This is a genomic window from Ruegeria sp. CDSB086, assembly GCF_059611065.1.
Window position 1 is genome coordinate 549,154 of sequence record NZ_JBXWOV010000001.1, and the last position, 25,202, is coordinate 574,355.

Genomic DNA, 25,202 nt, shown 5'->3' on the forward strand with positions numbered 1-25,202 from the left:
ACCGACCGAAAGGCACCTGAGATGAAGGATTTCGACAACATTCCCGCCCTTATGGCCGATCTTGGTAAACGCGCTAAAGCAGCCTCGGCCGATCTGGCATTTGCAAGTGCCGAGCGTAAACATGCCGCCCTGATTGCCGCGGCTGACGCTGTTTGGGCCAACCGCGCGGATATCATTGAGGCCAACAAGAAAGACCTGGAGTTTGGGCGTGAAAAGGGCCTGAGCCCGGCGATGATGGACCGGCTGATGCTGGACGAAGCGCGAATCCAGGGCATGGTCGACGGGCTGCGCACGGTCGCGGATCAGGCAGACCCCGTGGGCGAGGTTCTGACCGAATGGGACATGGCCTCGGGCCTGAACATCCAGCGTGTTCGCACGCCTCTGGGCGTTATCGGAGTGATTTACGAAAGCCGTCCGAATGTGACGGCGGATGCAGGCGCATTGTGCCTGAAGTCGGGCAACGCGGTGATCCTGCGCGGAGGCTCTGAAAGTTTCCATTCCTCGACCGCCATTCACGCCTGTCTGGTCCAAGGGCTAAAGGCTGCAAACCTGCCAGAAGACGCCATTCAACTTGTGCCCACGCGAGACCGCGCCGCTGTGCAAGAGCTGCTGACCATGACCGATTGTGTGGACGTCATCGTTCCGCGCGGGGGAAAAGGTCTGGTTGGGTTGGTTCAGCGCGAGGCACGCGTGCCCGTCTTTGCGCACTTGGAAGGTATCGTGCACATTTATGTCGACAAGGCTGCGGACCCCCAGAAAACGCTGGACGTCGTGCTGAACGCCAAAACCCGGCGCACTGGGATATGTGGTGCTGCTGAGTGCTTGCTGATCCATCAAGATGTGGCTGAAACACTCGGCCAGGATATCATTTCCGCCTTGCTTGCTGCGGGCGTCGAAATCCATGCCGAAGGCGCGTTGGCCCTGGACGGCACCATAGCGGCCACGGGCGACGACTGGGGCAAAGAATTCCTCGACAGCATCATCGCAGCCAAGCCGGTGGCTGATATTGATCAGGCAATCGCGCATATCCGCCAGTTCGGTTCGAACCACACCGATTGCATCATGACCGAGGATGCTGATGTCGCTGCCCGGTTCTTTGAGCGGCTCGACAGTGCGATCCTGATGCACAATGCCTCAACCCAGTTTGCCGATGGTGGCGAGTTCGGAATGGGGGCCGAGATCGGAATCGCAACCGGCAAAATGCATGCGCGCGGCCCGGTCGGGGCCGCTCAGCTGACGAGCTTCAAATACCTTGTCCGCGGAAACGGGACCGTCCGGTCTTAAAAACGGATAGCGACGCGGGTTGAGGTGGTTTCCGCCACAACCCGCCGACCCATCGAGGCAGCGGTCTGGGGCAGCAGTGCAAACTGCACCTGTGCTGGCGTCACCTTATTCGCAAATTGGCCTTTGGGTAGGTTCTTCCAAAGATCAGACTCTATATTCAGCTTGTCCGCCACACCGGTCACCGTCCAACTGCCACCGTTATTTTCCACGGTGACGTCGCCCCCCATCGGCATGGCTCTTTCGCAACACATCAGGGCCAAAAAGGCGAGCTTGACCTGATTGCGTGGCATCGCATCGGTCACGTGCCAGTTGACACGCACTCGACCAACGCTTTCAACATCTTTCAACAGCTCTGTGACCTCGGCCCGGCCCAACGGTTGATCGCTGGCCGACCCAAAAGCGACGCGAAAGAACCTGATCTTTGCTCCGGCGCTTCCGACGCTGCCCGAGATCAGCTCCATCTCGGGGCCCTGCATGGTTCCGACCATCTCAAGCAGTTCCAGCCCGTTGTTTATTGCGCCAATAGGGCTGATCAGATCGTGACAAATTCGCGACCCAATCAGTTCGGCCAGATTGACGTTGGTGTCGCCCATGCGTACCTCTCCTGTTGTATCTGCCGCCGGACCGGAGCCCGATCATGACAGACCTCAATGCCATACTTGCACCGGGCATGTATGTCCGCCACCCCGATTTCCCCGACTGGGGCGTCGGACAGGTGCAGTCCAACATTGGGGGCAAGATCACCGTGAATTTCCAAGAACAGGGAAAAGTGGTGATTGACGGAACCCGCATCGCCCTGACGCCCGTCTTTGATCCGTGAAACTGGTTTAAGAATGGTTAACGATGGGCCGCCGCCGCGCCGGTTGCCATTTGACCGAAAACTGCGGTATCAGCGCGCAAACAAAAGCGGAATAACTGATGCCGGATGCAGGCCCTTCTTTCACCGTTAAACTTGCCGAATCCGAGGCCGAACTGCGCGCAGCCCAAAGGCTGCGATATGACGTATTCGTCCGCGAATTGGGCGGCGGCGGCAAGATGGTGGACCACGAGGCAGGGTTAGAGCAGGATCAGTTCGATCCTTATTTTGATCACATGCTGGTTTATGATGATGCCACTGGCGAGGTTGTGGGCGTTTACAGGCTGTTACCGGGTGAACGAGCCATCGAATTGGGGCAGTTCTATTCCGAGGATGAATACGACCTGACTGTTTTGAAACAGAGCGGCCGCAAATTGTTGGAGCTTGGACGTTCCTGCCTTCACCCGGACTATCGGGGCGGAACGGCGATGTACCATCTTTGGAATGGTCTAGCGGGATATGTGGCTGAGCGCGAGATTGAGGTGCTGTTCGGGGTCGCCAGCTTCCACGGCATCAATGTACAGGAATTGGCCCAGCCTTTGTCGATGTTGCACCACAATCATCTGGCCCCGCCGGACCTGCGGGTCAGGGCGCAACCCGATGTGTTTCAAAGCATGGACCTTGTCGCGCCGGATGCGCTGGATCGCCGTGGGGCGATGGTACAGGTTCCCGCGCTGATCAAGGCGTACCTGCGGTTGGGTGGCTTTGTGGGCGAGGGGGCGTTTATCGACCACGCGTTCAACACAACAGATGTTTGCCTGATCCTCGACACGGCGCGCATGAACGAGCGCCAGCGGCGTATTTACAGCGGAGCCTAATCCAGTGAACGATCCGCTTTGGGACAGTGACGACGCGCCAGACCCGATTAAATTGGGCGTATTTGGCTGGGCATTGGTAATCTTGCGCGGCCTTCCCTTGGCACTGCTGGTTTTTGGCGGGCTGCTCGTTTTGTTGACCGTTCGCCTGATCGAGCGCCCGCTGTTCGGTTTACGGCGTCCGATCACACCGTTCATTGCGCAGTTTGTCTGCCGCAATGCGCTCCGGCTTCTTGGCATCGGCTTTCGCAGTTCCGGTGAATTGATGCGCGAACGCGGCGCTGTGGTCGCGAACCACACTTCTTGGCTCGACATCTTTGCGCTGAACGCCCGTAAGCGGGTGTACTTCGTGTCCAAGGCCGAGGTGGCCAAATGGCCGGGTATCGGCTGGCTAGCCCGCGCCACGGGCACGGTGTTTATCGAACGAGATCGCAAGAAAGCCCGCGAACAGACCCTGATCTTTGAAGAGCGCTTGAAAGTCGGCCATAAGTTGTTGTTTTTCCCAGAGGGCACCTCGACCGACGGCCTTCGTGTTTTGCCCTTTAAAACAACGCTTTTTGCCGCGTTCTTCTCGGATGAATTGCGGGACTTCATGTATGTTCAGCCTGTTTCCGTAGTCTTTCACGCGCCAAAAGGACAGCCTGACAGGTTCTATGGCTGGTGGGGCGATATGGATTTTGCCCCGCATCTTCTCAAGACCTTGGGCGCGCGTCGGCAGGGGACGGTGGAATTGATTTACCACGTTCCAGCCAAAGTCAGCGATTTTGCCGACCGCAAGGCGTTGGCGGCACATTGCGAAGAGGCAGTGCGCCACGCGCATGCAATTGCGCGGCTTGAAAAATAAGGCCATTTGGCACTTGCACAGGGCGAATTCCTACCGTATACGCGCGCCATTAAAACCCGCAGGCGGGGTTTGGGCTATTTGAGGGAGACATCCTTATCTGGCCCGCCGGTTGGAGCATCCGCTTCTTTCACCCCCGCCCAGGCGTAAACCGGAAAAGGAAAATAGCATGGCTCTTCCCGAGTTCACCATGCGTCAGCTGCTGGAAGCTGGCGTTCACTTTGGTCACCAGACACAGCGTTGGAATCCCCGCATGGGCCCGTTCATCTACGGCTCGCGCAATGGCATCCACATCATGGACCTGACCCAGACCGTTCCAATGTTGGACCAGGCTCTGCAGGCCGTTCGTGACACCGTTGCAAAAGGTGGCCGCGTTCTGTTCGTTGGTACCAAGCGTCAGGCAGCTCAGCCGATCGCAGAAGCCGCTGAAAAGTCGGCTCAGTACTACATGAACCACCGCTGGCTAGGCGGCACGCTGACCAACTGGAAAACCGTTTCTCAGTCGATCAATCGTCTGAACCAGATTGACGAAGCCATGGAATCGGGCGCCGAAGGCCTGACCAAGAAAGAGCGTCTGGGCATGGAACGTGACCAGGGCAAACTGCAGGCATCGCTGGGCGGTATCCGCGAAATGGGCGGCGTTCCTGATCTGCTGTTCGTCATCGACGTCAAAAAAGAAGCACTGGCCATCGCCGAAGCCAACAAGCTGGGTATCCCGGTTGTGGCAATTGTCGACACCAACTGCTCGCCCGATGGCGTGGATTACATCATCCCCGGCAACGACGACGCAGCGCGCGCGATCTCTCTGTATTGCGATCTGGTTGCTCGTGCCGCTCTGGACGGTATGACCGCTCAGATGGGTGCTGCAGGCGTTGACCTGGGCGCATTCGAAGAAGCACCGGTTGAAGAAGTCGTTGTGGAAGAAGCACCCGTTGCAGAAGAAGCCACGCCGGAAGCCAAAGCCGAAGCGTAAGCTGCCCGTCACGTAAATGACATATGGGGCAGGGTAGACCTGCCCCAATTCCGTTTGAATTGAGGAGAGCCAAAAGATGGCAATCACAGCAGCAATGGTTAAAGAACTGCGCGACTCGACCGGCGCAGGCATGATGGACGCAAAAAAAGCGCTGACCGAAACCGGTGGAAACATGGACGAAGCCGTTGATTGGCTGCGCACCAAAGGTCTTGCCAAAGCGGCCAAGAAATCCGGCCGTACTGCAGCAGAAGGTCTGGTCGCAGTTCACGTCAACGGTGGCAACGGTGTTGCTGTCGAAGTGAACTCGGAAACCGACTTCGTCGCAAAGAACGCAGAGTTCCAGGAAATGGTTGGCAAGATTGCTTACGCGGCAGAAGGCGTCGACAATGTCGAAGCTCTGTTGGCCGCTGATCTGGGCGGCAAGAACGTTGCTGACACCCTGACCGACAAGATCGCCACCATTGGTGAGAACATGTCAGTTCGCCGCATGGCGAAACTGTCAGGCGACACTGTTGTGTCCTACGTTCACAACGCAGCCACCAACGGCATGGGCAAAATCGGTGTACTGGTTGCTCTGTCCGGTGGTGACGAAGTGATCGGCAAACAGATTGCGATGCACATCGCAGCCGTGAACCCGGCGGCCCTGTCTGAAGCGGACATGGATCCGGCTGTTGTCGAAAAAGAAAAGCAGGTTCAGATGGACATCGCCCGCGAATCCGGCAAGCCGGAGCAGGTGATCGAAAAAATGATCGTTGGCCGCATGAAGAAATTCGTGGCGGAATCAACTTTGTTGAACCAGTCGTTCGTTGTGAACCCTGACCTGACCGTCGAAGCCGCTGCCAAAGAGGCAGGCGCAACCATCACTGGTTTCGTCCGTCTGGAAGTTGGCGAAGGCATCGTGGTGGAAAAAGAAGACTTCGCAGCTGAAGTTGCCAAAGCCGTACAGGGCTAATTCTGGCAGAGGCCCTGACAGGGGCCTCAACCTGAACAGAGTTAAAACCGGCTACTTTCCTGTAGTCGGTTTTTTTGCGCCTTCCGGCGTTAGGAACAACAGATCATACACTACTATCGGAAGGATTGAGGGGCCCCGCAGATGGGGATGGTCGAGGCCCCCCAAAATTCCGACTAAGAGACGCGGACAAATAGACGCCTTTATGTCAGAGCGACCGGAGAGCTTTGGTATTGCAAAGATCCGATCAAAACGTTCCCAGGCTAAAGCCACCACTCACGGAACAATATCACTTTGCAACTGGGGCTCAGATTCGGGAAGTCATGTTTTCCTTACCCTACGTAAATTGACGCAATTTAGCGTCAAAAAAAACACATCATGCTTCCATGATGAACATCTGATTTTGCAGGGATGCTTTGAGCACGGCTTGCGCTGTTGTTTCCACTGAAAGGGACTCCCGGGCCAGCCTCAAATGCTTTTCAACGGTCGCCGATGTCAGGCCCATCAAAAGCGCTATGTCTTGCGTCGTCTTCCCATCACCAACCCATTCCAGCGCCTCGCGCTGACGCTTCGTCAGAGCGCGATTGGGGGTGTTGTAGGGCAGGGTAAGTATCTTCAGATGCGCGACATTGTTCATCAATAAGATGTCATCGCCATGTTCAGCCCAGATTGCATCGACCTCATCCTGACCAACGGCCCCGCCAGCCGAAAGAGAGATCGCACCCTTGGACCGCATCGACACCGAGGTGAAACTGATAGTGTATCCCGCCACAACGCCTTTTGACCGATTGAACTCGTATACTTGGCGTTCCTGCGCGGTCATCGTGCCGTCGGAATTCATATCCTGAATCATTCTCCAACTGGCCGCGCCTTCATTGTGAAGCGCCCATTTCAGCATGGGTGCATGAAAGTACAGCCCATCGCGAACGAAACCATCAATGTACTCTTTGCCGTGGTTTGTAAGGATGGTGAAGTCTTCGGGGTCTCCCAAAGACGTTTCGGTCCTGTAGCGCGTATAGCCGTATAGCAGACGGTCGAAACCGAAAATTGCCATCTGGCGGCAATGAGCGTCCCAAAGCTCTTCCAGAGTTTTGACGTAGCTGAGGAAATTCAGATACTCACCCAGCTTCATACGGACCCCTCATTTTGCAAATGCGCCGACAGCGCATCCAACGCCATCACATAGCCCTGCAGCCCAAAGCCGCAGATCTGTCCCAGCGCAACCGGCGCCACATAGGATTTGTGCCGGAAGGGTTCACGTGCGTGTATGTTCGACAGGTGAACCTCAACAACCGGCAGGTCTACCGAAGCGATCGCATCCATCAAAGCGACCGAGGTGTGTGTATACGCCCCAGCGTTCAGAACGATCCCGTCCTGATTGCCTTTGGCCGCGTGGATCGCGTCGATCAGCACACCTTCGTGATTGGATTGCAGGTGTGATACGTCCAACCCGATAGACGCGCCGTGGCTTGCACAGGTTTCTTCGACCATTTTCAGCGTTGTTCGGCCATAAACCTCGGGTTGTCGTGTGCCCAGTAAGTTCAGGTTCGGACCGTTCAAAATCAGAACTTTATGCATTCATTCTCCGTCCCATTACTGGTTGATAAACGTGATTAGGTATGGATGTCCACCAGCCTGCGCACTCATCAGGCGAGTGTCGCGCATCTAACACCATCTGATCTTGAACCTAGCGTCGAAAACCAGTCAGGATTCTGGCATCGTTACCACAACTTTTCCAAGAACGGTGCGGTCGTTCAATAATTTCAGTGCCTCGCTTGCATCCGCTAAAGGAAACCGCCGACTGATTTGCGGCTTTATCTGTGAATTGGCGTATAAGTCGAACAACTCGCTGACATTTTCGGCATGGCCTTTGGGATCACGATAGACCGAAGCCCCCCAGAACACGCCAACGACCTGGCAGCCCTTCAACAATGGTAGATTGAGTGGGACTTTGGGAATACCGGCCGGAAACCCGACAACAAGGAACCGGCCATTCCACGCCATGCTGCGCAGCGCTGGTTCGGCATAATCCCCACCAACGGCATCATAGACTACATCCACGCCATTTGCGCCCGCTATGGCCTTGATTTCACCAGAGAATGCCTTTTGGGCATCACGATCCATCTGGCGGGAATATACGATTGTGTCGTCTGCGCCGATTTGACGGCAAAAATCCGCCTTTTCCTGAGAAGATACGGCCGCTATGACACGCGCCCCCATCGCCTTGCCCAGCTCAATGGCCGCGCTACCGACACCACCTGCGGCACCCAGCACCAAAAGCGTTTCACCAGGCTGCAATGCGGCACGGTCTTTCAGCGCGTGGTAGGACGTGCCGTAGGTGAAAATGAAACATGCCGCGTCATCGAATGGCATCGATGCGGGGAATTTCACGGCTGTAGCCGCCTTGACCGTCAATTGCGTGGCAAAACCGCCAAATCCGGTCAGCGCCAGAACCCTGTCCCCAACCTCGAACCCGTTCACGCCTTCTCCAACGCCCAATACCTCACCTGCGATTTCCCCCCCGGGGGCAAATGGTCTTGGTGGTTTAATCTGATACAGGTCCTGGATCATCAACGTATCGGGGAAATTGACGCCAGCAGCCTTGACCCCAACCAGCAACTCTCCCTTTCCTGGCACCGGGTCGGGCAGGGTCGTAAGTTCCAATGTATCCGGTCCGCCCGGCGCGACGCTGAGTAACGCTTGCATATTGACTGTCTTGTCCTTGTTATTCGGTTGAGAGGACCTTTGGCGCAGCGGTGAATGTTGTCAAGAATTCCGCAGGGTGCAAATCTCGCCGAAAATTGCCACCTGTGCCACAATTCAAAACCGAGGAGCAGACCATGACCCCTGAAACCCTATTTTCGCTGCAGGGAAAAACCGCACTGGTTACAGGCGGTGCCACCGGCATTGGCCGGATGGCTGCGGAATCGCTTGTAATGGCAGGGGCACGCGTGCTGATCGCGTCGCGCAAGGGGGAAGCCTGTGAAACCGTCGCGGCCGAGCTGAATGCTCTGGACGCGCCCGGAAGCGCCGAAGGTTTCAGCGGAGATGTCGGAACGGAAGAAGGCGTTCTGGCCATGGTCGATGAGGTCAAGAATCGCACGGATACCCTTGATATCCTGATGAATAATGCGGGCATCTCTTGGGGTTCACCGCTGGGACAGTTTCCCCATCACGCGTGGGAAAAGGTCAATTCCGTCAACGTCGCTGGTCTGTTCGAACTGACGCAGCGTCTGTTGCCGATGCTGATGAAGTCCGGAACACCTGATTATCCGGCGCGCGTGGTCAACGTTGGATCGGTAATGGGTGAGGTACCGATGGGCGACGGTGCCTACAGCTATTCCGCATCCAAAGCTGCGGTGCTGCACTTGACCAAGATTCTGGCCAAGGAATTGTCGCCCTATCACGTCACTGTTAACGCGCTTGCGCCGGGACCATTTGTATCACGGATGACAGCCTTTGCGACGGCAGACGAGGGCACGCGCGAAAAGGTTGGCAAGACAGTTCCGTTGGGCCGTGTAGGTCGCGACGAGGATATCGCCGGGTGTTTGTTGTTTCTGTGCGGGCGTGGCGGCAGCTATGTGACCGGAGCCGTTATCCCGGTTTCTGGGGGCCTGAACGTGGTGACCGCCGGTAATCTCTTCGCCGAAGCACTATAGGGCCGGGGGAATAGTTATTGGAAATGCGTGATAAATCACAACTCGACCTGACGGCGCTAGACACCTATCTCAGCGCAAATTTGGACGGTTACATGGGGCCGCTGGAAGCGACGAAATTCGCCATTGGACAATCCAACCCGACTTTCGAACTGCGCACACCGTCCAAGACTTACGTGCTGCGCCGTAAGCCGCCAGGCGTTTTGCTGAAATCAGCCCATGCTGTGGAACGCGAGTTTCGCGTTCAAAGCGCACTGGCCGATAGCGCGGTTCCGGTCCCTCGGATGATGCTGCTTTGCGAGGATGACGACATCATCGGTTCGGCGTTTTATGTCATGGAACGGTTGCAGGGGCGTGTATTCCTTGAACCTACGACGGATGAGGCCGACAACCCAACTCGCAGTGGTATATTCGACGAAATGAACCGCGTGCTGGCCGATTTGCATGACGTCGATGTGGACGCGGTAGGCCTGTCCGATTATGGCCCGCCGGGCAACTACTTTGAGCGCCAAATTGCCCGTTGGACCAAGCAGTATCGCGCATCCGAGACAACGACCATCCCCGAAATGGACGCGCTTATTTCCGCGCTTGAGGGGGCCATTCCAAACGATGACGGTCAGCGAACTTTGGTGCATGGTGACTACCGCATTGATAATCTGATGTTCGAGCAAAACGGTTCGCGCTGCATTGGCGTTCTGGATTGGGAGCTGTCAACGATTGGGCACCCATACGCAGATCTGGCGGCAGTCATCATGCAGTGGCAATTACCCCCCGGAAACGAGGGGCGCGGGTTGGCAGGCATCGACCGTCAAGCCCTGGGAATACCGTCGGATCAAGAGTTTATCGGGCGATATTGCCAGCGTCGCGGCCTACCCGGAATCAAAAATTTCGGGTTCTACCTGGCGTTCAATTTCTTCCGAATGGCCGGAATTCTACAGGGTGTGTACAAGCGCGCATTGGATGGCAACGCGTCTGATCCCAAACGCGCGCAGGTATTTGGGGCTTATGTTCCGGTGTTTGCAAAACACGGGCTGGAAGCACTGAATTCGTAGATCTTCCGTTAGGCTGATGGCCGGGAAAGCTCCAACTCAATATTGCCAAGGCTGTTTTTGCCAAAAAACATCTCGGTGCCCACAAACATTGTGGGCACACCGAATACGCCTTGCTTTACAGCGGCTTTGGATTGCTCTTTGAGCCGCTGCTTTATTTCGGCACCCGTCATGGCCTCGCGGATCTTGCGCGCAGGAAGTTTGTTTTCCTGCAAGATATCCATCAGCACTCCCAGTTCATCAACTTTCTGGCCATGCACCCAAATCGCATCAAATATTGCGTTTATGTATTTGGGTTCCCATGATTTTCCCGAGGCGAATACAGCGCCGCGCGTGGCAAATTTTGTGTTCACCGGGAAATGCGGGCTCATATGAAAGCTCAATCCGCGTCTGCGAGCAAAGCGATGAAGATCATGGGTCAAATAGGCCGTTTTTTGGCGATTTTCCGAAAATGCCTCGAACGGGTTCTGATTATGTGTCGCCTTGAATATCGTCGGCAGTAACACGGGCACATAGCTTACCTGCATGCCATTTCGTTTCGCCAGTTCGGGCAAAACCTTATGGGCCAGAAATGCGTTTGGGCTGCAAAAATCGAAAATGAAATCTATGGTCTGCGTCATTGTCTAAACTCCGATACGACGATCTGTGAAATGAACTCTGAACCACCAGACGAATCTATAACGCGTCTAGTGTACAGGCGGGAAGGCTGGCGCGCACTGGCCGTTGGTCACGATGTGGGAAATCAGGAATTCCTCTATTAATTCAGTGCGTCACCGGTCAAGATCAAACAAACCACCGAGGAGGTTCGAGAAACCCATGCGCAGCCAGACCACCCTTGATCCCGCCCGCCTGAACCGCATACGGGACTGGATGCAGCGATATGTCGATGAGCGCAAATACGCGGGCAGTTCATTACTATTGACCCACCACGGGTCCGAGGGGTTTTTTCACGCCTGTGGCCTTAGAAATGTTGAAAAGGACCTACCGTTTCAGCGCGATACGCTTGTGCGGATTTATTCTATGACGAAACCCATCACCTCGGTCGCGGTGATGATGCTGGCCGAGCGTGGGTTGTTCCACCTCGACGCGCAGCTTTCTGAATTTCTGCCTGAATTTGCTTCCGTTCAGGCTCTTGTTCCTGGGGCGGAGAGGCTGGATCAAACCGAAGATGCATCATCCCCGACACTGCATCAGCTTCTGACACATACAAGCGGATTCAGTTATCCGTTCAATCCCGGTGTTCTCCCGGCAGCGATGGATGAACAGAAGCTGATTTTTAGCCCAAATCAAGGGCCTTTGAGGGACAGGATCGGCGCACTGGCACAGCTGCCATTGGCATTCCAGCCAGGAACCCGTTGGGAGTATTCAGTTTCCACTGATGTGTTGGGCCGCATGGTCGAGGTTGTGTCCGGCAAAACCTTGGATCAGTTCTTCGCGCAAGAGATCTTTGAGCCGCTAGAGATGGCCGAGACCGGATTTTCTGCACCCAAAGGGGCAGGGGATCGGTTCGCGTCTCTCTATACGCCGCTGGCCGGGGACGCGATGGCGCTGAATTCAGCTGAGACCGGCGACGACACTCTGCGATTGACAGACGAGGCAGGCGCATCCCCATTTGAAAAGGCGACGACCTTTTCGGGCGGTGGCGGTCTGATTAGCACGATCGACGACTACGTCAAATTCACCGAGATGATGCGAAACCGGGGGCAGGGAAACGGCCACCGCTTGCTGGGTCCAAAGACAGTCGACTTCATGCTGCAAAACCACTTGTCGGGCGATATCGCCTCGATGGGCCCGCAAAGCTTTGCCGAGCAACCGATGGAAGGCATGGGATTTGGTCTGGCCGGGTCTGTCATCATCAACCCTGGTAGAACCCGAACACCTGGGTCATTAGGTGATTTTAGTTGGGGCGGTATGGCTTCGACATTCTTCTGGATTGACCGCAGCAACGATCTGTCGGCCGTATTCTTCACCCAATTGTCGCCGTCCAGTTCTTACCCGTCCCGATCCGAGCTAAAGGCGCTGGTAATGGGCGCGTTGGTTGATTGACCCGGGTGGCGCTGATACGCCTTTTTCATAGCCAACCGGAGAGTCGCCAATGACCGAAGCAGAACGTGTCCTTCTTGACCTTTTGAACCTCGAGAGGCTCGAAGTTGACCTGTTCCGAGGCACCGGTTCGGGCGGCGAGACTCCGACGCGAATCTTTGGCGGACAGGTGGTGTCGCAGGCTCTGGCGGCGGCGTACCGTACTGTGGATGATCGGTTGTGCCATTCGCTGCATGCGTATTTTATTCGCCCGGGCGATCCATCTATTCCTGTTATTTATCAAGTTGATAGAGCCCGGGATGGAGGTTCATTTACCACACGACGCGTGGTCGCGATCCAGCATGGCAAACAGATCTTGAACGTATCGGCCTCGTTCCACATTCAGGATGAAGGCTGGGATCATCACCATGAGATGCCCCCGATGGAGGATCCGGAAAGTTATCCGTCGCGCACTGAACTGCGCAAGAAATACGTGGATTTGGTACCCAAACACATGCGTGGTGAGCTGACACGCGAACGGCCGATCGAGGTCCGTGAGGCCAGCCATCTTGATCCGTTCCACCCTGAAATATCGGACGATCGAAATAAGGTCTGGTTCCGCATGCCCGGTGCAGTGGGGGCGGATTCTGCCACTCAGCAATTGCTGCTCACTTACGCGTCTGACATGTATCTGATGGGATCAGGTATGCGACCGCATGGCCTCAGCTGGTTTACGGGGCAGGTCAATGGGGCCAGCCTGGATCACGCCATGTGGTTCCACGCGCCGATCCATTTTGAAAACTGGCATCTGTATTCGATGGATTCGCCCTGGAGCGGGCGAGGGCGCAACTTCAACCGAGGATCGATCTATGCACAAGACGGCACTTTGGTAGCTTCGGTCACGCAGGAAGGCCTGATGCGCAAAGCGCAGAAGAAACTTTAATCATCGCCCGTAAACTGTTGATTTAACTTGTTCATACCCCTGAGCCAACTGTCGTAATTGCTGGATTTGTGCCGAATGTAGTCCAACACTCTCGAATGCGGCAGCACCAGAAACTGTTCGGACTCAATGGCTTCGACACAGGCTTGGGCCACGTCTTCAGGCTCTAGCATACCGTCGATAGACGCTACCGAATCCTCAAAGCCACGTGTCATTTCGGATCGAACCGCTTGCGGACATAGAACGGAAACGCGCAAGCCTTTATGGCTGTATGTCAGCGACAGCCATTCGGCAAAGCCCACGGCGGCGTGTTTAGAAACGCCGTACGGTGCGGCGCCAGGCTGGTTCAAAAGTCCTGCAGCCGAGGCCGTTGTCATGATGTAGCCACCGCCGCGCGCGATCATATGCGGAACGAGATGACGCGCGGTCCAGACATGCGACATGACGTTGATCTTCCAGATCCGATCCCAGTCTTCGTCCGGAACGTCCAGGCCACCAAGGGTCAGGATACCAGCATTTGCACAGAACAGATCAATCGGGCCAATCTCATCTTCGACGTGATCAATCAACGCTTTGATACTGTCTTCGTCTGAAACATCGCATATGACCGCGTGTCCGTTGATTTCCATGGCCACAGAACACGCAGCTTCGGTGTCTATGTCTGCACATACGACCGTTGCACCTTCGCGCGCGAACCGGGTTGCCAGACCTTTACCGATACCGTTGGCTGCACCGGTGACCACCACAGTTTTGCCATTCAAATTCATTAGGGCCTCCGAATTGCACGATTTGAAAGGCATCGTAAGACATTGGCAATTTTGGGAAAACCGGAAACTGCCAATGCTATTTATTTACCATAATACCGATTATGCGGTATTTAAAATATCCTAGTAGAAGGCCTGAAGTCCGGTCTGTGCCCGCCCCAAAATCAACGCATGAACGTCGTGTGTGCCTTCATAGGTGTTTACGGTTTCCAAGTTGACCATGTGACGGATAACCTGGAATTCCAGTGAGATGCCATTGCCGCCGTGCATGTCGCGGGCATTCCGCGCGATCTCCAAAGCCTTGCCGCAGTTGTTTCGCTTAACGATCGAGATCATCTCGGGCGCAGCTTCTGCCTGATCCATCAAACGGCCAACGCGCAGACTGGCTTGCAGGCCCAGGGCGATCTCGGTTTGCATGTCCGCCAGTTTGCGTTGGAACAGCTGCGTCTGCGCAAGCGGCTTGTTGAACTGTTTGCGGTCCAGACCATACTGACGCGCACCGTGCCAACAGCTTTCAGCGGCGCCCATGACGCCCCAGCTGATCCCGTAGCGCGCACGGTTCAGACAGCCAAACGGACCCTTCAGGCCCTGAACATGCGGCAGCAAGGCGCCCTCGTCCACTTCGACGCCGTCCAGAACGATCTCACCCGTAATCGATGCCCGCAGGCTCATCTTGTTCTGAATTTTGGGCGCGCTCAAACCTTTGAGACCCTTGTCCAAAACAAAGCCTCGGATCTTGCCGTCATGAGCATCGGATTTAGCCCACACCACAAAGACGTCTGCGATGGGTGAATTCGAGATCCACATCTTGCTGCCGGTCAGCCGATAACCACTGTCGATCTTTTCCGCGCGGGTTTTCATGCCCGCCGGGTCCGAGCCGGCATCAGGTTCTGTCAGACCAAAGCAACCGATCCATTCGCCGCTGGCCAGTTTTGGAAGGTACTTCCGGCGCTGTTCTTCGCTGCCATAGGCATAGATCGGGTACATCACCAATGAGCTTTGCACCGACATCATCGAGCGATAGCCAGAATCCACACGCTCAACCTCGCGCGCGACCAGGCCGTAGGACACATAACCGCCACCAAGACCGCCGTATTCTTCGGGGATCGTGGTGCCCAAAAGGCCCATTTCACCCATTTCGCGGAAGATTTCCGGGTCCGTTTCCTCGTTCTGGAAAGCTTCAAGAACCCGTGGTTGCAGCTTTTCCTGACAATATGCCTGCGCACTCGCGGCGATCATGCGCTCATCTTCTGTTAGCTGATCCGCCAGACGAAATGGATCGTCCCACGAGAACGCCCCCATGTCAGGTGCATCTTTGGCGCGCAAAGTTGGTTTGGTGTTCGGGGCGTTCATTTTGGTTCTCCGCTAGTCGGCTTTGTCGCAAAATACCCTGCCGTAACCGCAAATAACAGCTACAGTTTCGCAACGAACCATGAGTAAACCGCATAGAGCAGGGCAGTGCGCCCTGCCCCGTGTTTTTACCCCAGCGCATACCCTGCGCCGCGAACCGTACGCACGGGATCTTCACCGCCATGCTGAGTCAGCGCCTTGCGCAAGCGGCCGATGTGAACGTCAACTGTTCTAGTGTCGACGTAGATATCGCGCCCCCAGACCCGGTCCAGCAGCTGTTCGCGGCTCCAGACACGACCCGGTTTTTCCATGAACGTGCTCAACAGACGAAACTCGGTCGGGCCCAGTTTCAGCGGCTTGCTGTTGCGGCTGACCTTATGTGTCTCGGAATCCAGAATGATATCCGCAAATTCAAGCTTGATACCGACCGTCGCCGGGCGAACACGGCGCAACTGTGTGCGCACGCGCGCCATAAGCTCGACAACCGAATACGGCTTGACCACATAGTCATCCGCCCCGGTTTCCAGCCCGCGCACCTTGTCGACCTCTTCCGACCGGGCTGAAAGCATGATGATGGGGATCGATCGTGTATCCGGGCGCGTTTTAAGGCGGCGGCACACTTCGATCCCGCTGAGGTTGGGCATCATCCAGTCCAGAACGATGATGTCCGGGCTGTCTTCATCAACTAGCAGCAATGCCTCATCGCCATTGGCTGCCTTGGATACACGAAACCCTTCTGCTTCGAGGTTGTAAGCCAGCACTTCACGCTGGGCCAGTTCATCCTCAACAACCAGTACCGTAGGCTGATCAGCGGACATAATCGTTGCCTCCTAGGCGGTTTGCGAGGTGGTATCGGCTTTGGGACGTGCTTCCGACGGCCGTTCCCCAGTCACCAGATAAACCACCTGTTCAGCGATGGCTGTAACGTGATCGCCCATCCGTTCAATGTTCTTTGCGATGAAATGCAGGTGCATGCACGACGAGATGTTGCGGGGATCTTCAGCCATGAAGGTCAGAAACTCGCGGAATAGGCCGTTATACATCTGGTCTACTTCTTCATCCCGCTGGATCACGTCAGCGGCCAATTCGGCGTCACGTTGAATATAAGCGTCCAACGCGTCGCGCAGCATCCGCTCAACCTCGCGCGCCATACGGCGCAGGGCCGCGGCACTGCCGTTGATCTCGCCGGCGTCGACAAGAACCGTGGTGCGTTTGGCAATGTTTTTGGAATAGTCGCCGATACGTTCCAGGTTTGCCGAGACCTTCAGAACCGACAGAACCAGACGCAGGTCGCTCGCTGTGGGTGCCCGCAGCGCGATCACCCGCGCGGTTTCTTCGTTGATCAGATCCTCAAGCGCATCAATGGCTTTGTCGCCCTGACGCACCTCTTGGGCCAATTCGACATCCCGGGTTTCAAGCGAGCGCGCAGCGTTCATGATCGCGGCCTCGACCAGACCACCCATCTTCATGATATGGGCCTGAACCGCTTCAAGGTCGCGGTCGAATGCGGATGCAATATGTTGTTCGGTCATGTTCAAATACCTGTCCTCAGCCGATACGGCCGGTGATGTAGCTTTCCGTGCGGGGGTCTTCGGGGTTGGTAAAGATCTGACCGGTCTCGCCGAATTCAACCAGATTACCCAAATGAAAGAACGCCGTTTTCTGGCTGACCCGCGCAGCCTGTTGCATCGAGTGGGTCACGATCACCACCGAATAGCGCGAGCGCAGTTCGTCGATCAGTTCCTCGACTTGCGCAGTGGCAATCGGGTCCAGCGCCGAGCAAGGCTCATCCATCAGCAAAACCTCAGGTTCCGTTGCTACGGCGCGGGCAATACACAGGCGCTGCTGCTGACCACCGGACAGGCCGGTTCCGGGGGCGTCCAAGCGGTCCTTGACTTCATCCCAGATCGCAGCACGACGCAGAGATTTCTCAACAATATCATCGAGTTCTGATTTGTTCTTGGCAAGACCATGGATGCGCGGGCCATAGGCCACGTTGTCATAGATCGATTTGGGGAACGGGTTGGGTTTTTGAAACACCATTCCGACCTTGGCACGAAGCTGCACTGGGTCGACGCGCTTGTCGTAAATGTCTTCGCCGTCCAGCAGGATATCGCCCTCAACCCGGCAGATGTCGATGGTGTCGTTCATCCGGTTGAGGCAGCGCAGAAAAGTGGACTTGCCGCAGCCCGATGGGCCGATAAAGGCCGTCACGGTCTTGTCCTCGATCTGGACATCCACGTCTTTGATGGCGTGCGTGTCGCCGTAAAAAACTTGAACATTGTTGGCGGCAATCTTGATGGCTTTGGAGTCCACGGTTCTCTCCACTCGTGTCATATCATTCATAATAGCCCCCATTTACCAGCGGCGTTCAAAGCGGCGGCGCAGAAGTACCGCAATGGTGTTCATTGTAACGAGGAAGATCAACAGGATGATGATGCCCCCCCATGCGCGTTCATAAAAGGCCGGGTCGGCGCGTTTGGACCATTCATAGATCTGCGCCGGCATGGCCGAGTTGGGCGACAGGAAACCCGCAACAATTCCGTCGGGCGGGTTCGAGGCGATAAAGCCCACCATACCGATCAGCAGCAGCGGTGCGGTTTCCCCCAACGCCTGTGCCAGGCCAATGATCGTGCCGGTCAGAATACCGGGCGCGGCCAACGGCAGAACGTGATGGAACACGGCCTGCATTTTCGAGGCCCCTACCCCAAGCGCCGCATCACGGATCGACGGCGGAACCGCCTTCAACGATGCGCGGGTCGAGATGATGATCGTCGGCAAGGTCATCAGTGTCAGCACCAGACCACCCACCAGCGGGGCCGAAGTTGGCAGATGCATGTAGTTGATGAACACAGCCAGACCCAGAATACCGAACACGATCGACGGCACAGCGGCCAGATTCGAGATGTTGACCTCGATGATGTCAGTCAGCCGGTTCTGTGGCGCGAATTCTTCAAGATAAATCGAAGCCGCCACACCGATAGGCAAGGCCAACGCTAGAACCACCAACATCATGAACAATGAACCTAGCATGGAGACACCGATCCCAGCCGCTTCGGGCCGCTGGTCAGAGGCATCTGCACCGAAAATGAAATCCAGGTTGAAGGCTTTGTACAGCACACCCGCATCGCGCAGTTGATCCACGAAATCCAACTGTTCGACCGAAATGCTTTTGTCGTTGGCAATCGACTCGCGGGTTACGCGGCCTTTCATGTAGCCATCGACACGGCTGTTGACCAAAAAGCGGAAGCTGACGGTCTTGCCGATCTCATCGGGGTTGGCGATGACATAGTTTCGCAACTCAGCCTGCGCCGCCTTGGATAGGATCTTGCCCATCTCCTTGGGTTTCAAGTCTGTCTGGATGCCCAGCTTTTCAACTTCGCTTTCCAGCGCAGACGCGATCAGAGGGGCATAGCCAAAGGTCGAAACCTTCTTGATATCCTCGATGTTTCGGTTGCCCTTCTTGTCCAGCTTGTCGGCTTTCAGCTCAACATTCAATTCAAGAAAGCTTTGCTGAAAGGCACCAGTTCCGGCTGTGACAATATTGGTCACCAGCACAATTAGCATCAGCAAGCCGATCCCGATGGCGGCGATGCCGTACATTTTGAACCGGCTTTCAGCCGCATTGCGCCGCTTGGTGCGTGCATCCTTTTCGAACAGCGAACCTCCTTGGGGCTTCGCGGTCGGAGCAGCGTCAGGCGTTTGGGAAATATCGGTCATTCGTACTGCTCCCGGTATTTGCGTACGATGTAGAGGGCGAAGATGTTCAGCCCCAGTGTGATGATGAACAGGGTCAGACCCAGCGCAAAGGCCACCAGCGTCTCGGGGCTGGCAAAATCGGTATCACCTGTTAGCTGGCTGACAATCCGCGTGGTGATGGTTGTCATCGCCTCGAACGGGTTGCCCGAGAATTTGGCAATCGCTCCGGCGGCCATTACAACGATCATCGTTTCACCAATGGCGCGGCTTGCGGCAAGAAGGATCGCGCCGACGATACCCGGCAGCGCAGCTGGCAGGATCACGTTGCGTACGGTTTCCGAATGCGTCGCGCCCAGACCCAGCGAGCCGTCGCGCATGGTTTGTGGCACCGCGTTGATAATGTCGTCCGACAGTGACGAGACAAACGGGATCAGCATGATCCCCATAACCAACCCAGCAGTCAGAACCGCGTTTGAGCTGGCCATCCAACCCACACCCAGCATGCCACCGTCGCCGAACATCGACACCAGCGCCGGGCCCACAGTCAGCAGAGCAAACAGACCGTAAACGATGGTCGGAATACCGGCGAGGATTTCCAACAGTGGCTTGGCGATGGACCGCGTCACGCCCGACGCATACTCGGACAGATAGATCGCGGCAAACAGGCCAATCGGGACCGCCACAAGCAGCGCGATCACAGAGATGTACAGCGTGCCCCACAACAGCGGTAGGATCGACAGTTCACTGCCACCGCGAAAGTTCGGTGCCCATGTGCTGCCGAAGAAGAAATCCTTCCACGAATGCAGCTGAAAGAAGTTCATCGTCTCAAACAGCATCGAAAGAACAATGCCGATGGTTGTCAGGATCGCGATCGACGCGGCCAGCAATAGAAGGGCCAGAACCCCCTGCTCTACCACGTTGCGGGCCCGAAACTCCTTGTGCGTACGCACATAAGCAAAGGCGGCCCCAAGCAGGGCCAAGGCCAAAACCACGACCTGCATCGCAACTGTCCCTGAGGACGTCATGCTGCGGAACTTCTGTGCCGCGACTAATATCGGCTGCGTGACGTCCTGCGTCAGAACCTGGCCCGCGTCTTTCAGCGTTTTAGTCAGCGCTTCAATATCCGCATTGCCGTTTCGGGCTTGAGTTTCGGTCATTGCACCGCTGGCGACAGCGCCGTCCAGGCCGTAGGCGACACGGCGCACTTCGCTCATGATCAGGCCGCGATCCGACCCTTCGGGCACTGCCTGATCGGGAATAAGGCCGGATACCGTGCTGTTTACGATCATCGGCTGGGCAAGAAGCCAGACGATCAGCACCCCAACTGCGGGAACCAGAGCCGTCAACGCAACGTTGTAACCGTAGTAAGACGGTAAAGAATGCAAATCGCGGACGTTACCACCCGCACTTGCCAAAGCGCGGGACCGACCCGCAAAAAATCCGATCACTGCCAGCGCAAGCAGGATAAGCAACAGCCAGGATAACGCCATGAGAACTCCGTGGGGATGGCAGAGATGGAGTCAAAAAGAACCGGGGCGCGAAAAGCCGCCCCGGTTCCGTTCGTAAGAGTGATTAGGAACCGCTGCCCAGCGTGGTTTCGTTGGCAACCGCTTCCTGTACATTGACCAGCTCAGGGTCAGATACCAGGCCGTATTCTGCCAGCGGACCGTCGGGGCCTGCGATCTCGTCAGCGACGAAGAACTCAGCATATTCTTTCAGGCCGGGGATCACGCCGATATGTGCTTTCTTCACGTAGAAGAACAGCGGGCGCGAAACCGGGTATTCGCCGGTTGCGATCGACTCGGTCGAAGGAACAACGTCAGACATGGTTGCGACTTGCAGCTTGTCGGTGTTGTTCTCGTAGAACGCCAGACCAAAGACGCCGATGCCGTCTTTGTTGCTGTCGATACGGGCCAGAGTTTCGGTGTAGTCACCGTCGATGTCGACCGAAACGCCGTCGGTGCGGATGGCGATGCACTGCTTTTCAGCCGCTTTCTTGTCGTCGCCGGCGGCTGCCTTGAACACTTCGAAATCGCCCAGGTGCTCACAACCTGCCAGGATCACCTTGTCTTCAAACACTTCACGTGTGCCGTGCTTGGTGCCCGGAATGAAGGTTGCGATCGGTTGCGCCGGGAAATCCGGGTTCACGTCGGCCCAGGTTTTGTTCGGGTTGTCGACTACTTCACCGTCTACAACGATTTTCGCGGCCAGCGCTTTGTACCAGTCTTCCGGCGTGAACTCGAACGAGTTGCCGTTGATGTCAGATGCGAAAACGATGCCGTCATAACCGATCTGAACTTCGATGATGTCGGTCACGCCGTTTTCGGCACAGGCTTTGATTTCTTTTTCACGGATCTGGCGCGATGCGTTTGCAACGTCGATGGTGTTTTCGCCAACACCTTCACAGAAACGCTTCAGACCTGCCGAGGAACCACCCGATTCAACAACCGGTGTCGGGAAGTCAAAGTTTTCACCGAAGGCTTCAGCCACGATCGAGGCATAAGGCAGAACGGTCGACGACCCTGCAACCTGAACCTGATCACGAGCGGCGGCCGTGGTGGCCGATACAGCAGCGATGGTGAGAGCCGAAGCCGACAGTTTAACAAAGGACATTACAGTCTCCTTGAGAAAGGTAAATTCTGATCACCCCCATGATGATCTTGGGGCGAACCCCTAAGAGGCGTCGGTAAGCCTTTTGTGACAAGTTCGTAACGGTTTTATGACACGTAACGATTTTCTTACGTTTTCTTAACTTGACCCCACGGAACACCGTTCGCGTTCGAAATGGACCCGCGCTGGAAGTCCGAGATCAGCGTGGCAAAATCACTGTAAATACAGAACCTTTGCCCAGGGTGCTTTCGACACGCAACCGGCCCCTATGGCGGTTGACGATGTGCTTTACAATCGCCAGGCCCAATCCTGTACCGCCCAATTCGCGGGACCTGTGACTGTCGGCGCGATAGAATCGCTCAGTAAGGCGCGGCAGATGTACGGCATCAATGCCTGGGCCTTTGTCTGCGATCTGGACCCGAACCGCAGGACCGCGCATGGCGGTGTCGCGCTCCGAGGCCTGAATACGCACATCAACACTACCGCCGCTCCCACCATATTTGATGGCGTTCTCAACGAGGTTCGTGAACACTTGGCGCAGTTGGTCGCTGTCTCCGGTCACCGAGATTGGTCCCGAAGACGTATCCAGTGTCAGGTCCACATTTGCAGCCTCGGCCAGAGGACGCAGCGTTGTCAGCGTTGATTGCAACAGGCCTGTCAGATCAAACTGCTCTTTGGGGCGAACTCGCTCTTCGCTCTCGACCCGGTTCAGGGATAGCAGATCGCCGACCAGCCGGTTCATCCGATTGGCTTCGTCGGTCATGATCTGCAGAAACCGTTCACGGGCGGCTGCATCGTCTCGCGCTGGACCGCGCAATGTTTCTATAAAGCCCATCAGAGCGGTCAGAGGCGTACGCAGTTCGTGGCTGACATTCGCCACGAAGTCGCGTCTCATTTGTCCGGCCTGTTCCAGATGCGTGACATCCTGGAAAACAACCATCACGGCACCGCCCTCCACCGCGCCCACACCGTTCATGTAACGGCATTGCACTTCGAAAGTGGTGTCCTGGGCACCATCATTGGACAAATGGCGCGTTTTGGTCGAGCCCTTGTTACGCAGGCTCTGCTCTATCGCGTCGATAACTTGTGGCTGCCGAAGGATCGTCGCGAAATGACGGCCTTCGATGTTCTGACCCAGCATGGTTTTGGCTTCGGTGTTGGCCGCTATGATGCGCTCGGTCTGATCAACCATAAGCGTGGGCATCGGAATGGCCGACACAATTTCAGCAAGCAGGTCGTTTGGCATTTCCGTCACTCTTGATGCGTTTGGAATCAACCTAGGACACAGGTTTCAAAGTTTTGCGAAACGCGCGCATATTCTGCTGATAGTGAAGCGCGCTGAAGGTGATTTTTTGCGCTGCAGCCTCATCCAGTTCGCGCACAATTTTGCCCGGCGACCCCATGACCAGAGAGTTATCGGGTATATCTTTGCCTTCCGTAATCAGGGCGCCGGCACCGATCAGGCAGTTTTTCCCGATCTTCGCCCCATTCAGAACAATCGCGCCCATTCCGATCAGCGTGTTTTCCCCGATCGTGCAGCCATGCAGCATGACCTTGTGTCCGATGGTGCAGTTCTTACCAATGGTCAGCGGATACCCGGCGTCGATATGCATGACGCAGTTTTCCTGGACGTTGCTGCCCTCGCCCACGCGGATTTCTTCGTGGTCGGCGCGGATGGTGCAGCCGAACCAGACCGAGGCTCCCTGTTCCAGAACGACTTTCCCAATCAGGTTGGCGTCCGGCGCAACCCAGGTGTCTTCGTGGATTTGCGGAACGATTTCACCCAAAGCGTAAATGGTCATGCCAAGCCCTCAAATTCGTTTTGCAACGTGCGGACATGGTTTTGCAGGCTGGGCTGCTGGATGCGGCGCATGCGTTCGGCGCTGACGATGGTTTTCAGCTTTTCTTCGGTGGCATTCAGATCGTCATTGATCAGAACATAGTCATAATAGCCCCAGTGGCTAATCTCATCCCAACTTTTCAGCATACGTTTTGCGATCACGTCTTCACTGTCCTGACCGCGGCTTTCCAGCCTGCGGCGCAGCTCAGGGATCGACGGCGGCAGGATAAAGATCGACAATGCGTGCTTGCCCAGGTCCGAATTTCGGATTTGCACCTCACCTTGCCAGTCCACGTCAAACAGAACGTCTTTGCCGCTGTTAATGGACTCGCGTACCGGACCCGCAGGTGAGCCGTAGAAATTGCCGAACACGTGCGCGTGTTCCAGCATTTGCCCCTCAGACACCTGCTGCCGGAACGCATCTTCACTAAGGAAGTAATACTCGCGTCCGTCTTCCTCACCTGGACGTGGTGCGCGGGTGGTGGCCGAGACCGAAAACTCCAGCTCAGAATCCCACTGCATCAGCCGTTTCGCCAGGGTCGATTTACCGGCCCCCGAAGGCGAGGACAGAATGATTAATAGGCCGCGTCGATCCGCCATTTGGGCGCTCCTGTGGTTATTCTACGTTCTGCACTTGCTCGCGCATCTGATCTATTACGGCCTTCAACTCAAGGCCTACCGCTGTCAATTCCGCGCTTTGCGCCTTTGAGCACAAGGTATTGGCCTCGCGGTTAAACTCCTGCATCAGGAAATCCAGCTTGCGCCCGACCGCCGCGTCCTGCGCCAGCAGATCGCGGGCTGCCACGACATGCGCTTTCAGGCGATCAATCTCTTCGGTGATGTCCGCCTTGACGGCAATCAACGCCATTTCCTGAGCAACGCGGTCCGGATCAGCCCCCTGCGCGTTGTCCATTACCCGCGCCAGATTATCCCGCAGCGCCTCGGCCATTTTGTCCTTGCGCTGCTCTGCCAGCTCTGCCGCCTGGACCGTTAATGAAGCCACCTGCCCTAGTTGATCTTCGAGAACAGTCGCCAGCACCCGCCCTTCAGACTGGCGCATTTCTATGAATTCGCCCAATAGGCCAGTGAACTCTGTCGTCAGTTGGCCAACCAATGGGCCCGGGTCATCCCCATCACTGCCCGCATCCAACATACCCTTGAGCGAGATCAGATCCGCGGCTGTCGAGGGCCTAAGGGTTACGTCCCGCGCAATGGCCATTTCCTGCGTTCGCGCCACAGCCTCAAGAACGGCACCCATGGCAGTCTCGTTCAGGACTAGGTCCGCCTGCGTCTCATCTCGGCTGAGGCGCAAAGACAATGTCACATTGCCCCGACTGAGTTGTTTCGACATGGCGGCGCGCAATGCGGCCTCAAGCCCGGTCAACCAGTCCGGCACGCGCAGACGCATGTCCAGCCCCTTGCCGTTCACGCTGCGCAACTCCCACGTCCAGCTATGCGGCCCAAACGCCCCTTTGCCCGAGGCGAAACCCGTCATGGATTTAATCATGCCTGCCCTTTCCATAGCTGCCAGTTTTCAGTTTGCTGGGCGCACCT

27 protein-coding genes are annotated in these 25,202 nt (G+C 56.2%); 10 read left to right on the forward strand and 17 right to left on the reverse strand.

Annotation, left to right across the window (positions count from 1 at the left end; genetic code table 11):
* The first annotated feature begins 21 nt into the window (after nucleotides 1-21).
* Nucleotides 22-1,284, forward strand: coding sequence for a glutamate-5-semialdehyde dehydrogenase (locus tag AC2FIO_RS02710; RefSeq protein WP_496695648.1), 1,263 nt, complete (start codon nucleotides 22-24; stop codon nucleotides 1,282-1,284).
* Here the strand turns inward: AC2FIO_RS02710 and AC2FIO_RS02715 are convergent.
* A complete protein-coding gene (locus AC2FIO_RS02715; RefSeq protein WP_496695472.1) occupies nucleotides 1,281-1,877 on the reverse strand; it encodes a histidine phosphotransferase family protein in 597 nt (198 codons plus the stop codon). The genes AC2FIO_RS02710 and AC2FIO_RS02715 overlap by 4 nt on opposite strands.
* Nucleotides 1,878-1,921: 44 nt before the next feature.
* Between AC2FIO_RS02715 and AC2FIO_RS02720 the strand changes: the two genes are divergently transcribed.
* From AC2FIO_RS02720 to tsf, 5 genes are all read left to right on the forward strand, one after another.
* Entirely contained in the window at nucleotides 1,922-2,104 is a 183-nt protein-coding gene (locus tag AC2FIO_RS02720) for a DUF3553 domain-containing protein (RefSeq protein WP_058271637.1), read from the forward strand.
* A gap of 98 nt (nucleotides 2,105-2,202) precedes the next feature.
* Nucleotides 2,203-2,958: an L-ornithine N(alpha)-acyltransferase gene (gene olsB, locus AC2FIO_RS02725; RefSeq protein WP_496695474.1), complete on the forward strand. Its 756-nt coding sequence runs from the start codon at nucleotides 2,203-2,205 to the stop codon at nucleotides 2,956-2,958.
* 4 nt (nucleotides 2,959-2,962) lie between these two features.
* Nucleotides 2,963-3,799, forward strand: a complete 837-nt coding sequence (gene olsA, locus AC2FIO_RS02730) for a lyso-ornithine lipid O-acyltransferase (RefSeq protein WP_496695476.1) — start codon at nucleotides 2,963-2,965, stop codon at nucleotides 3,797-3,799.
* A gap of 166 nt (nucleotides 3,800-3,965) precedes the next feature.
* Nucleotides 3,966-4,769 (forward strand): 30S ribosomal protein S2, encoded by an 804-nt coding sequence (rpsB, locus tag AC2FIO_RS02735; RefSeq protein ID WP_496695478.1) that lies wholly within the window; start codon nucleotides 3,966-3,968, stop codon nucleotides 4,767-4,769.
* Between the two features lie 76 nt (nucleotides 4,770-4,845).
* On the forward strand, nucleotides 4,846-5,721 hold the full coding sequence (gene tsf / locus AC2FIO_RS02740; protein ID WP_108858613.1) for a translation elongation factor Ts: 876 nt from the start codon (nucleotides 4,846-4,848) through the stop codon (nucleotides 5,719-5,721).
* Between the two features lie 373 nt (nucleotides 5,722-6,094).
* On the opposite strand, the gene AC2FIO_RS02745 is transcribed toward tsf, so the two are convergent.
* The 3 genes from AC2FIO_RS02745 to AC2FIO_RS02755 all read right to left on the reverse strand — a co-directional run bounded on the left by AC2FIO_RS02745 (nucleotide 6,095) and on the right by AC2FIO_RS02755 (nucleotide 8,424).
* The gene (locus tag AC2FIO_RS02745; RefSeq protein ID WP_108858614.1) at nucleotides 6,095-6,850 is read right to left on the reverse strand and encodes a LuxR family transcriptional regulator; all 756 of its coding nucleotides are present in this window, start codon (nucleotides 6,848-6,850) and stop codon (nucleotides 6,095-6,097) included.
* A complete protein-coding gene (gene aroQ, locus AC2FIO_RS02750) occupies nucleotides 6,847-7,296 on the reverse strand; it encodes a type II 3-dehydroquinate dehydratase (protein WP_496695480.1) in 450 nt (149 codons plus the stop codon). The genes AC2FIO_RS02745 and aroQ overlap by 4 nt, the downstream gene beginning before the upstream one ends.
* A gap of 126 nt (nucleotides 7,297-7,422) precedes the next feature.
* A complete protein-coding gene (locus tag AC2FIO_RS02755) occupies nucleotides 7,423-8,424 on the reverse strand; it encodes an NADPH:quinone oxidoreductase family protein (RefSeq protein ID WP_496695482.1) in 1,002 nt (333 codons plus the stop codon).
* Between the two features lie 134 nt (nucleotides 8,425-8,558).
* On the opposite strand from AC2FIO_RS02755, the gene AC2FIO_RS02760 reads away from it, so the two are divergent.
* Together AC2FIO_RS02760 and AC2FIO_RS02765 are read left to right on the forward strand one after the other, a co-directional pair.
* Nucleotides 8,559-9,377, forward strand: coding sequence for an SDR family oxidoreductase (locus AC2FIO_RS02760; protein ID WP_496695484.1), 819 nt, complete (start codon nucleotides 8,559-8,561; stop codon nucleotides 9,375-9,377).
* Between the two features lie 23 nt (nucleotides 9,378-9,400).
* Nucleotides 9,401-10,426, forward strand: coding sequence for a phosphotransferase family protein (locus AC2FIO_RS02765; protein WP_282168316.1), 1,026 nt, complete (start codon nucleotides 9,401-9,403; stop codon nucleotides 10,424-10,426).
* 8 nt (nucleotides 10,427-10,434) lie between these two features.
* Here the strand turns inward: AC2FIO_RS02765 and AC2FIO_RS02770 are convergent, their stop codons facing one another.
* Nucleotides 10,435-11,043, reverse strand: coding sequence for a 2-hydroxychromene-2-carboxylate isomerase (locus AC2FIO_RS02770; RefSeq protein ID WP_282168315.1), 609 nt, complete (start codon nucleotides 11,041-11,043; stop codon nucleotides 10,435-10,437).
* Between the two features lie 196 nt (nucleotides 11,044-11,239).
* Here AC2FIO_RS02770 and AC2FIO_RS02775 point away from each other — a divergent pair, with 196 nt between their 5' ends.
* Nucleotides 11,240-12,469 carry a serine hydrolase domain-containing protein gene (locus AC2FIO_RS02775; RefSeq protein ID WP_496695486.1) on the forward strand — a complete coding sequence of 410 codons (1,230 nt, stop codon included), beginning with the start codon at nucleotides 11,240-11,242 and terminating at the stop codon, nucleotides 12,467-12,469.
* Nucleotides 12,470-12,518: 49 nt separating this feature from the next.
* Nucleotides 12,519-13,388 (forward strand): acyl-CoA thioesterase, encoded by an 870-nt coding sequence (locus AC2FIO_RS02780; RefSeq protein WP_496695487.1) that lies wholly within the window; start codon nucleotides 12,519-12,521, stop codon nucleotides 13,386-13,388.
* Here the strand turns inward: AC2FIO_RS02780 and AC2FIO_RS02785 are convergent.
* The 12 genes from AC2FIO_RS02785 to AC2FIO_RS02840 all read right to left on the reverse strand — a co-directional run bounded on the left by AC2FIO_RS02785 (nucleotide 13,385) and on the right by AC2FIO_RS02840 (nucleotide 25,143).
* Nucleotides 13,385-14,152, reverse strand: a complete 768-nt coding sequence (locus AC2FIO_RS02785) for an SDR family oxidoreductase (protein WP_496695489.1) — start codon at nucleotides 14,150-14,152, stop codon at nucleotides 13,385-13,387. The two genes, AC2FIO_RS02780 and AC2FIO_RS02785, sit on opposite strands and share 4 nt — an antisense overlap.
* A 120-nt stretch (nucleotides 14,153-14,272) precedes the next feature.
* Nucleotides 14,273-15,502, reverse strand: a complete 1,230-nt coding sequence (locus AC2FIO_RS02790; RefSeq protein ID WP_058271625.1) for an acyl-CoA dehydrogenase — start codon at nucleotides 15,500-15,502, stop codon at nucleotides 14,273-14,275.
* Between the two features lie 125 nt (nucleotides 15,503-15,627).
* On the reverse strand, nucleotides 15,628-16,317 hold the full coding sequence (gene phoB, locus AC2FIO_RS02795; RefSeq protein WP_109311502.1) for a phosphate regulon transcriptional regulator PhoB: 690 nt from the start codon (nucleotides 16,315-16,317) through the stop codon (nucleotides 15,628-15,630).
* 12 nt (nucleotides 16,318-16,329) lie between these two features.
* The gene (gene phoU / locus AC2FIO_RS02800; RefSeq protein ID WP_058271623.1) at nucleotides 16,330-17,031 is read right to left on the reverse strand and encodes a phosphate signaling complex protein PhoU; all 702 of its coding nucleotides are present in this window, start codon (nucleotides 17,029-17,031) and stop codon (nucleotides 16,330-16,332) included.
* Nucleotides 17,032-17,047: 16 nt separating this feature from the next.
* The gene (pstB, locus tag AC2FIO_RS02805) at nucleotides 17,048-17,845 is read right to left on the reverse strand and encodes a phosphate ABC transporter ATP-binding protein PstB (RefSeq protein WP_108859073.1); all 798 of its coding nucleotides are present in this window, start codon (nucleotides 17,843-17,845) and stop codon (nucleotides 17,048-17,050) included.
* Between the two features lie 12 nt (nucleotides 17,846-17,857).
* Nucleotides 17,858-19,219 (reverse strand): phosphate ABC transporter permease PstA, encoded by a 1,362-nt coding sequence (gene pstA, locus AC2FIO_RS02810; protein ID WP_496695492.1) that lies wholly within the window; start codon nucleotides 19,217-19,219, stop codon nucleotides 17,858-17,860.
* Nucleotides 19,216-20,688 (reverse strand): phosphate ABC transporter permease subunit PstC, encoded by a 1,473-nt coding sequence (gene pstC / locus AC2FIO_RS02815; RefSeq protein WP_496695494.1) that lies wholly within the window; start codon nucleotides 20,686-20,688, stop codon nucleotides 19,216-19,218. Before pstC ends, pstA begins: the two co-directional genes overlap by 4 nt.
* A gap of 82 nt (nucleotides 20,689-20,770) precedes the next feature.
* The gene (locus tag AC2FIO_RS02820; protein WP_496695496.1) at nucleotides 20,771-21,811 is read right to left on the reverse strand and encodes a substrate-binding domain-containing protein; all 1,041 of its coding nucleotides are present in this window, start codon (nucleotides 21,809-21,811) and stop codon (nucleotides 20,771-20,773) included.
* 196 nt (nucleotides 21,812-22,007) lie between these two features.
* A complete protein-coding gene (locus AC2FIO_RS02825; protein ID WP_496695498.1) occupies nucleotides 22,008-23,054 on the reverse strand; it encodes an ATP-binding protein in 1,047 nt (348 codons plus the stop codon).
* Between the two features lie 31 nt (nucleotides 23,055-23,085).
* Nucleotides 23,086-23,610, reverse strand: coding sequence for a gamma carbonic anhydrase family protein (locus AC2FIO_RS02830; RefSeq protein ID WP_496695500.1), 525 nt, complete (start codon nucleotides 23,608-23,610; stop codon nucleotides 23,086-23,088).
* Nucleotides 23,607-24,248 (reverse strand): guanylate kinase, encoded by a 642-nt coding sequence (gene gmk, locus AC2FIO_RS02835; RefSeq protein ID WP_496695501.1) that lies wholly within the window; start codon nucleotides 24,246-24,248, stop codon nucleotides 23,607-23,609. Before gmk ends, AC2FIO_RS02830 begins: the two co-directional genes overlap by 4 nt.
* Before the next feature lie 16 nt (nucleotides 24,249-24,264).
* A complete protein-coding gene (locus AC2FIO_RS02840; RefSeq protein WP_496695503.1) occupies nucleotides 24,265-25,143 on the reverse strand; it encodes a YicC/YloC family endoribonuclease in 879 nt (292 codons plus the stop codon).
* Between the last annotated feature and the right edge of the window lie 59 nt (nucleotides 25,144-25,202).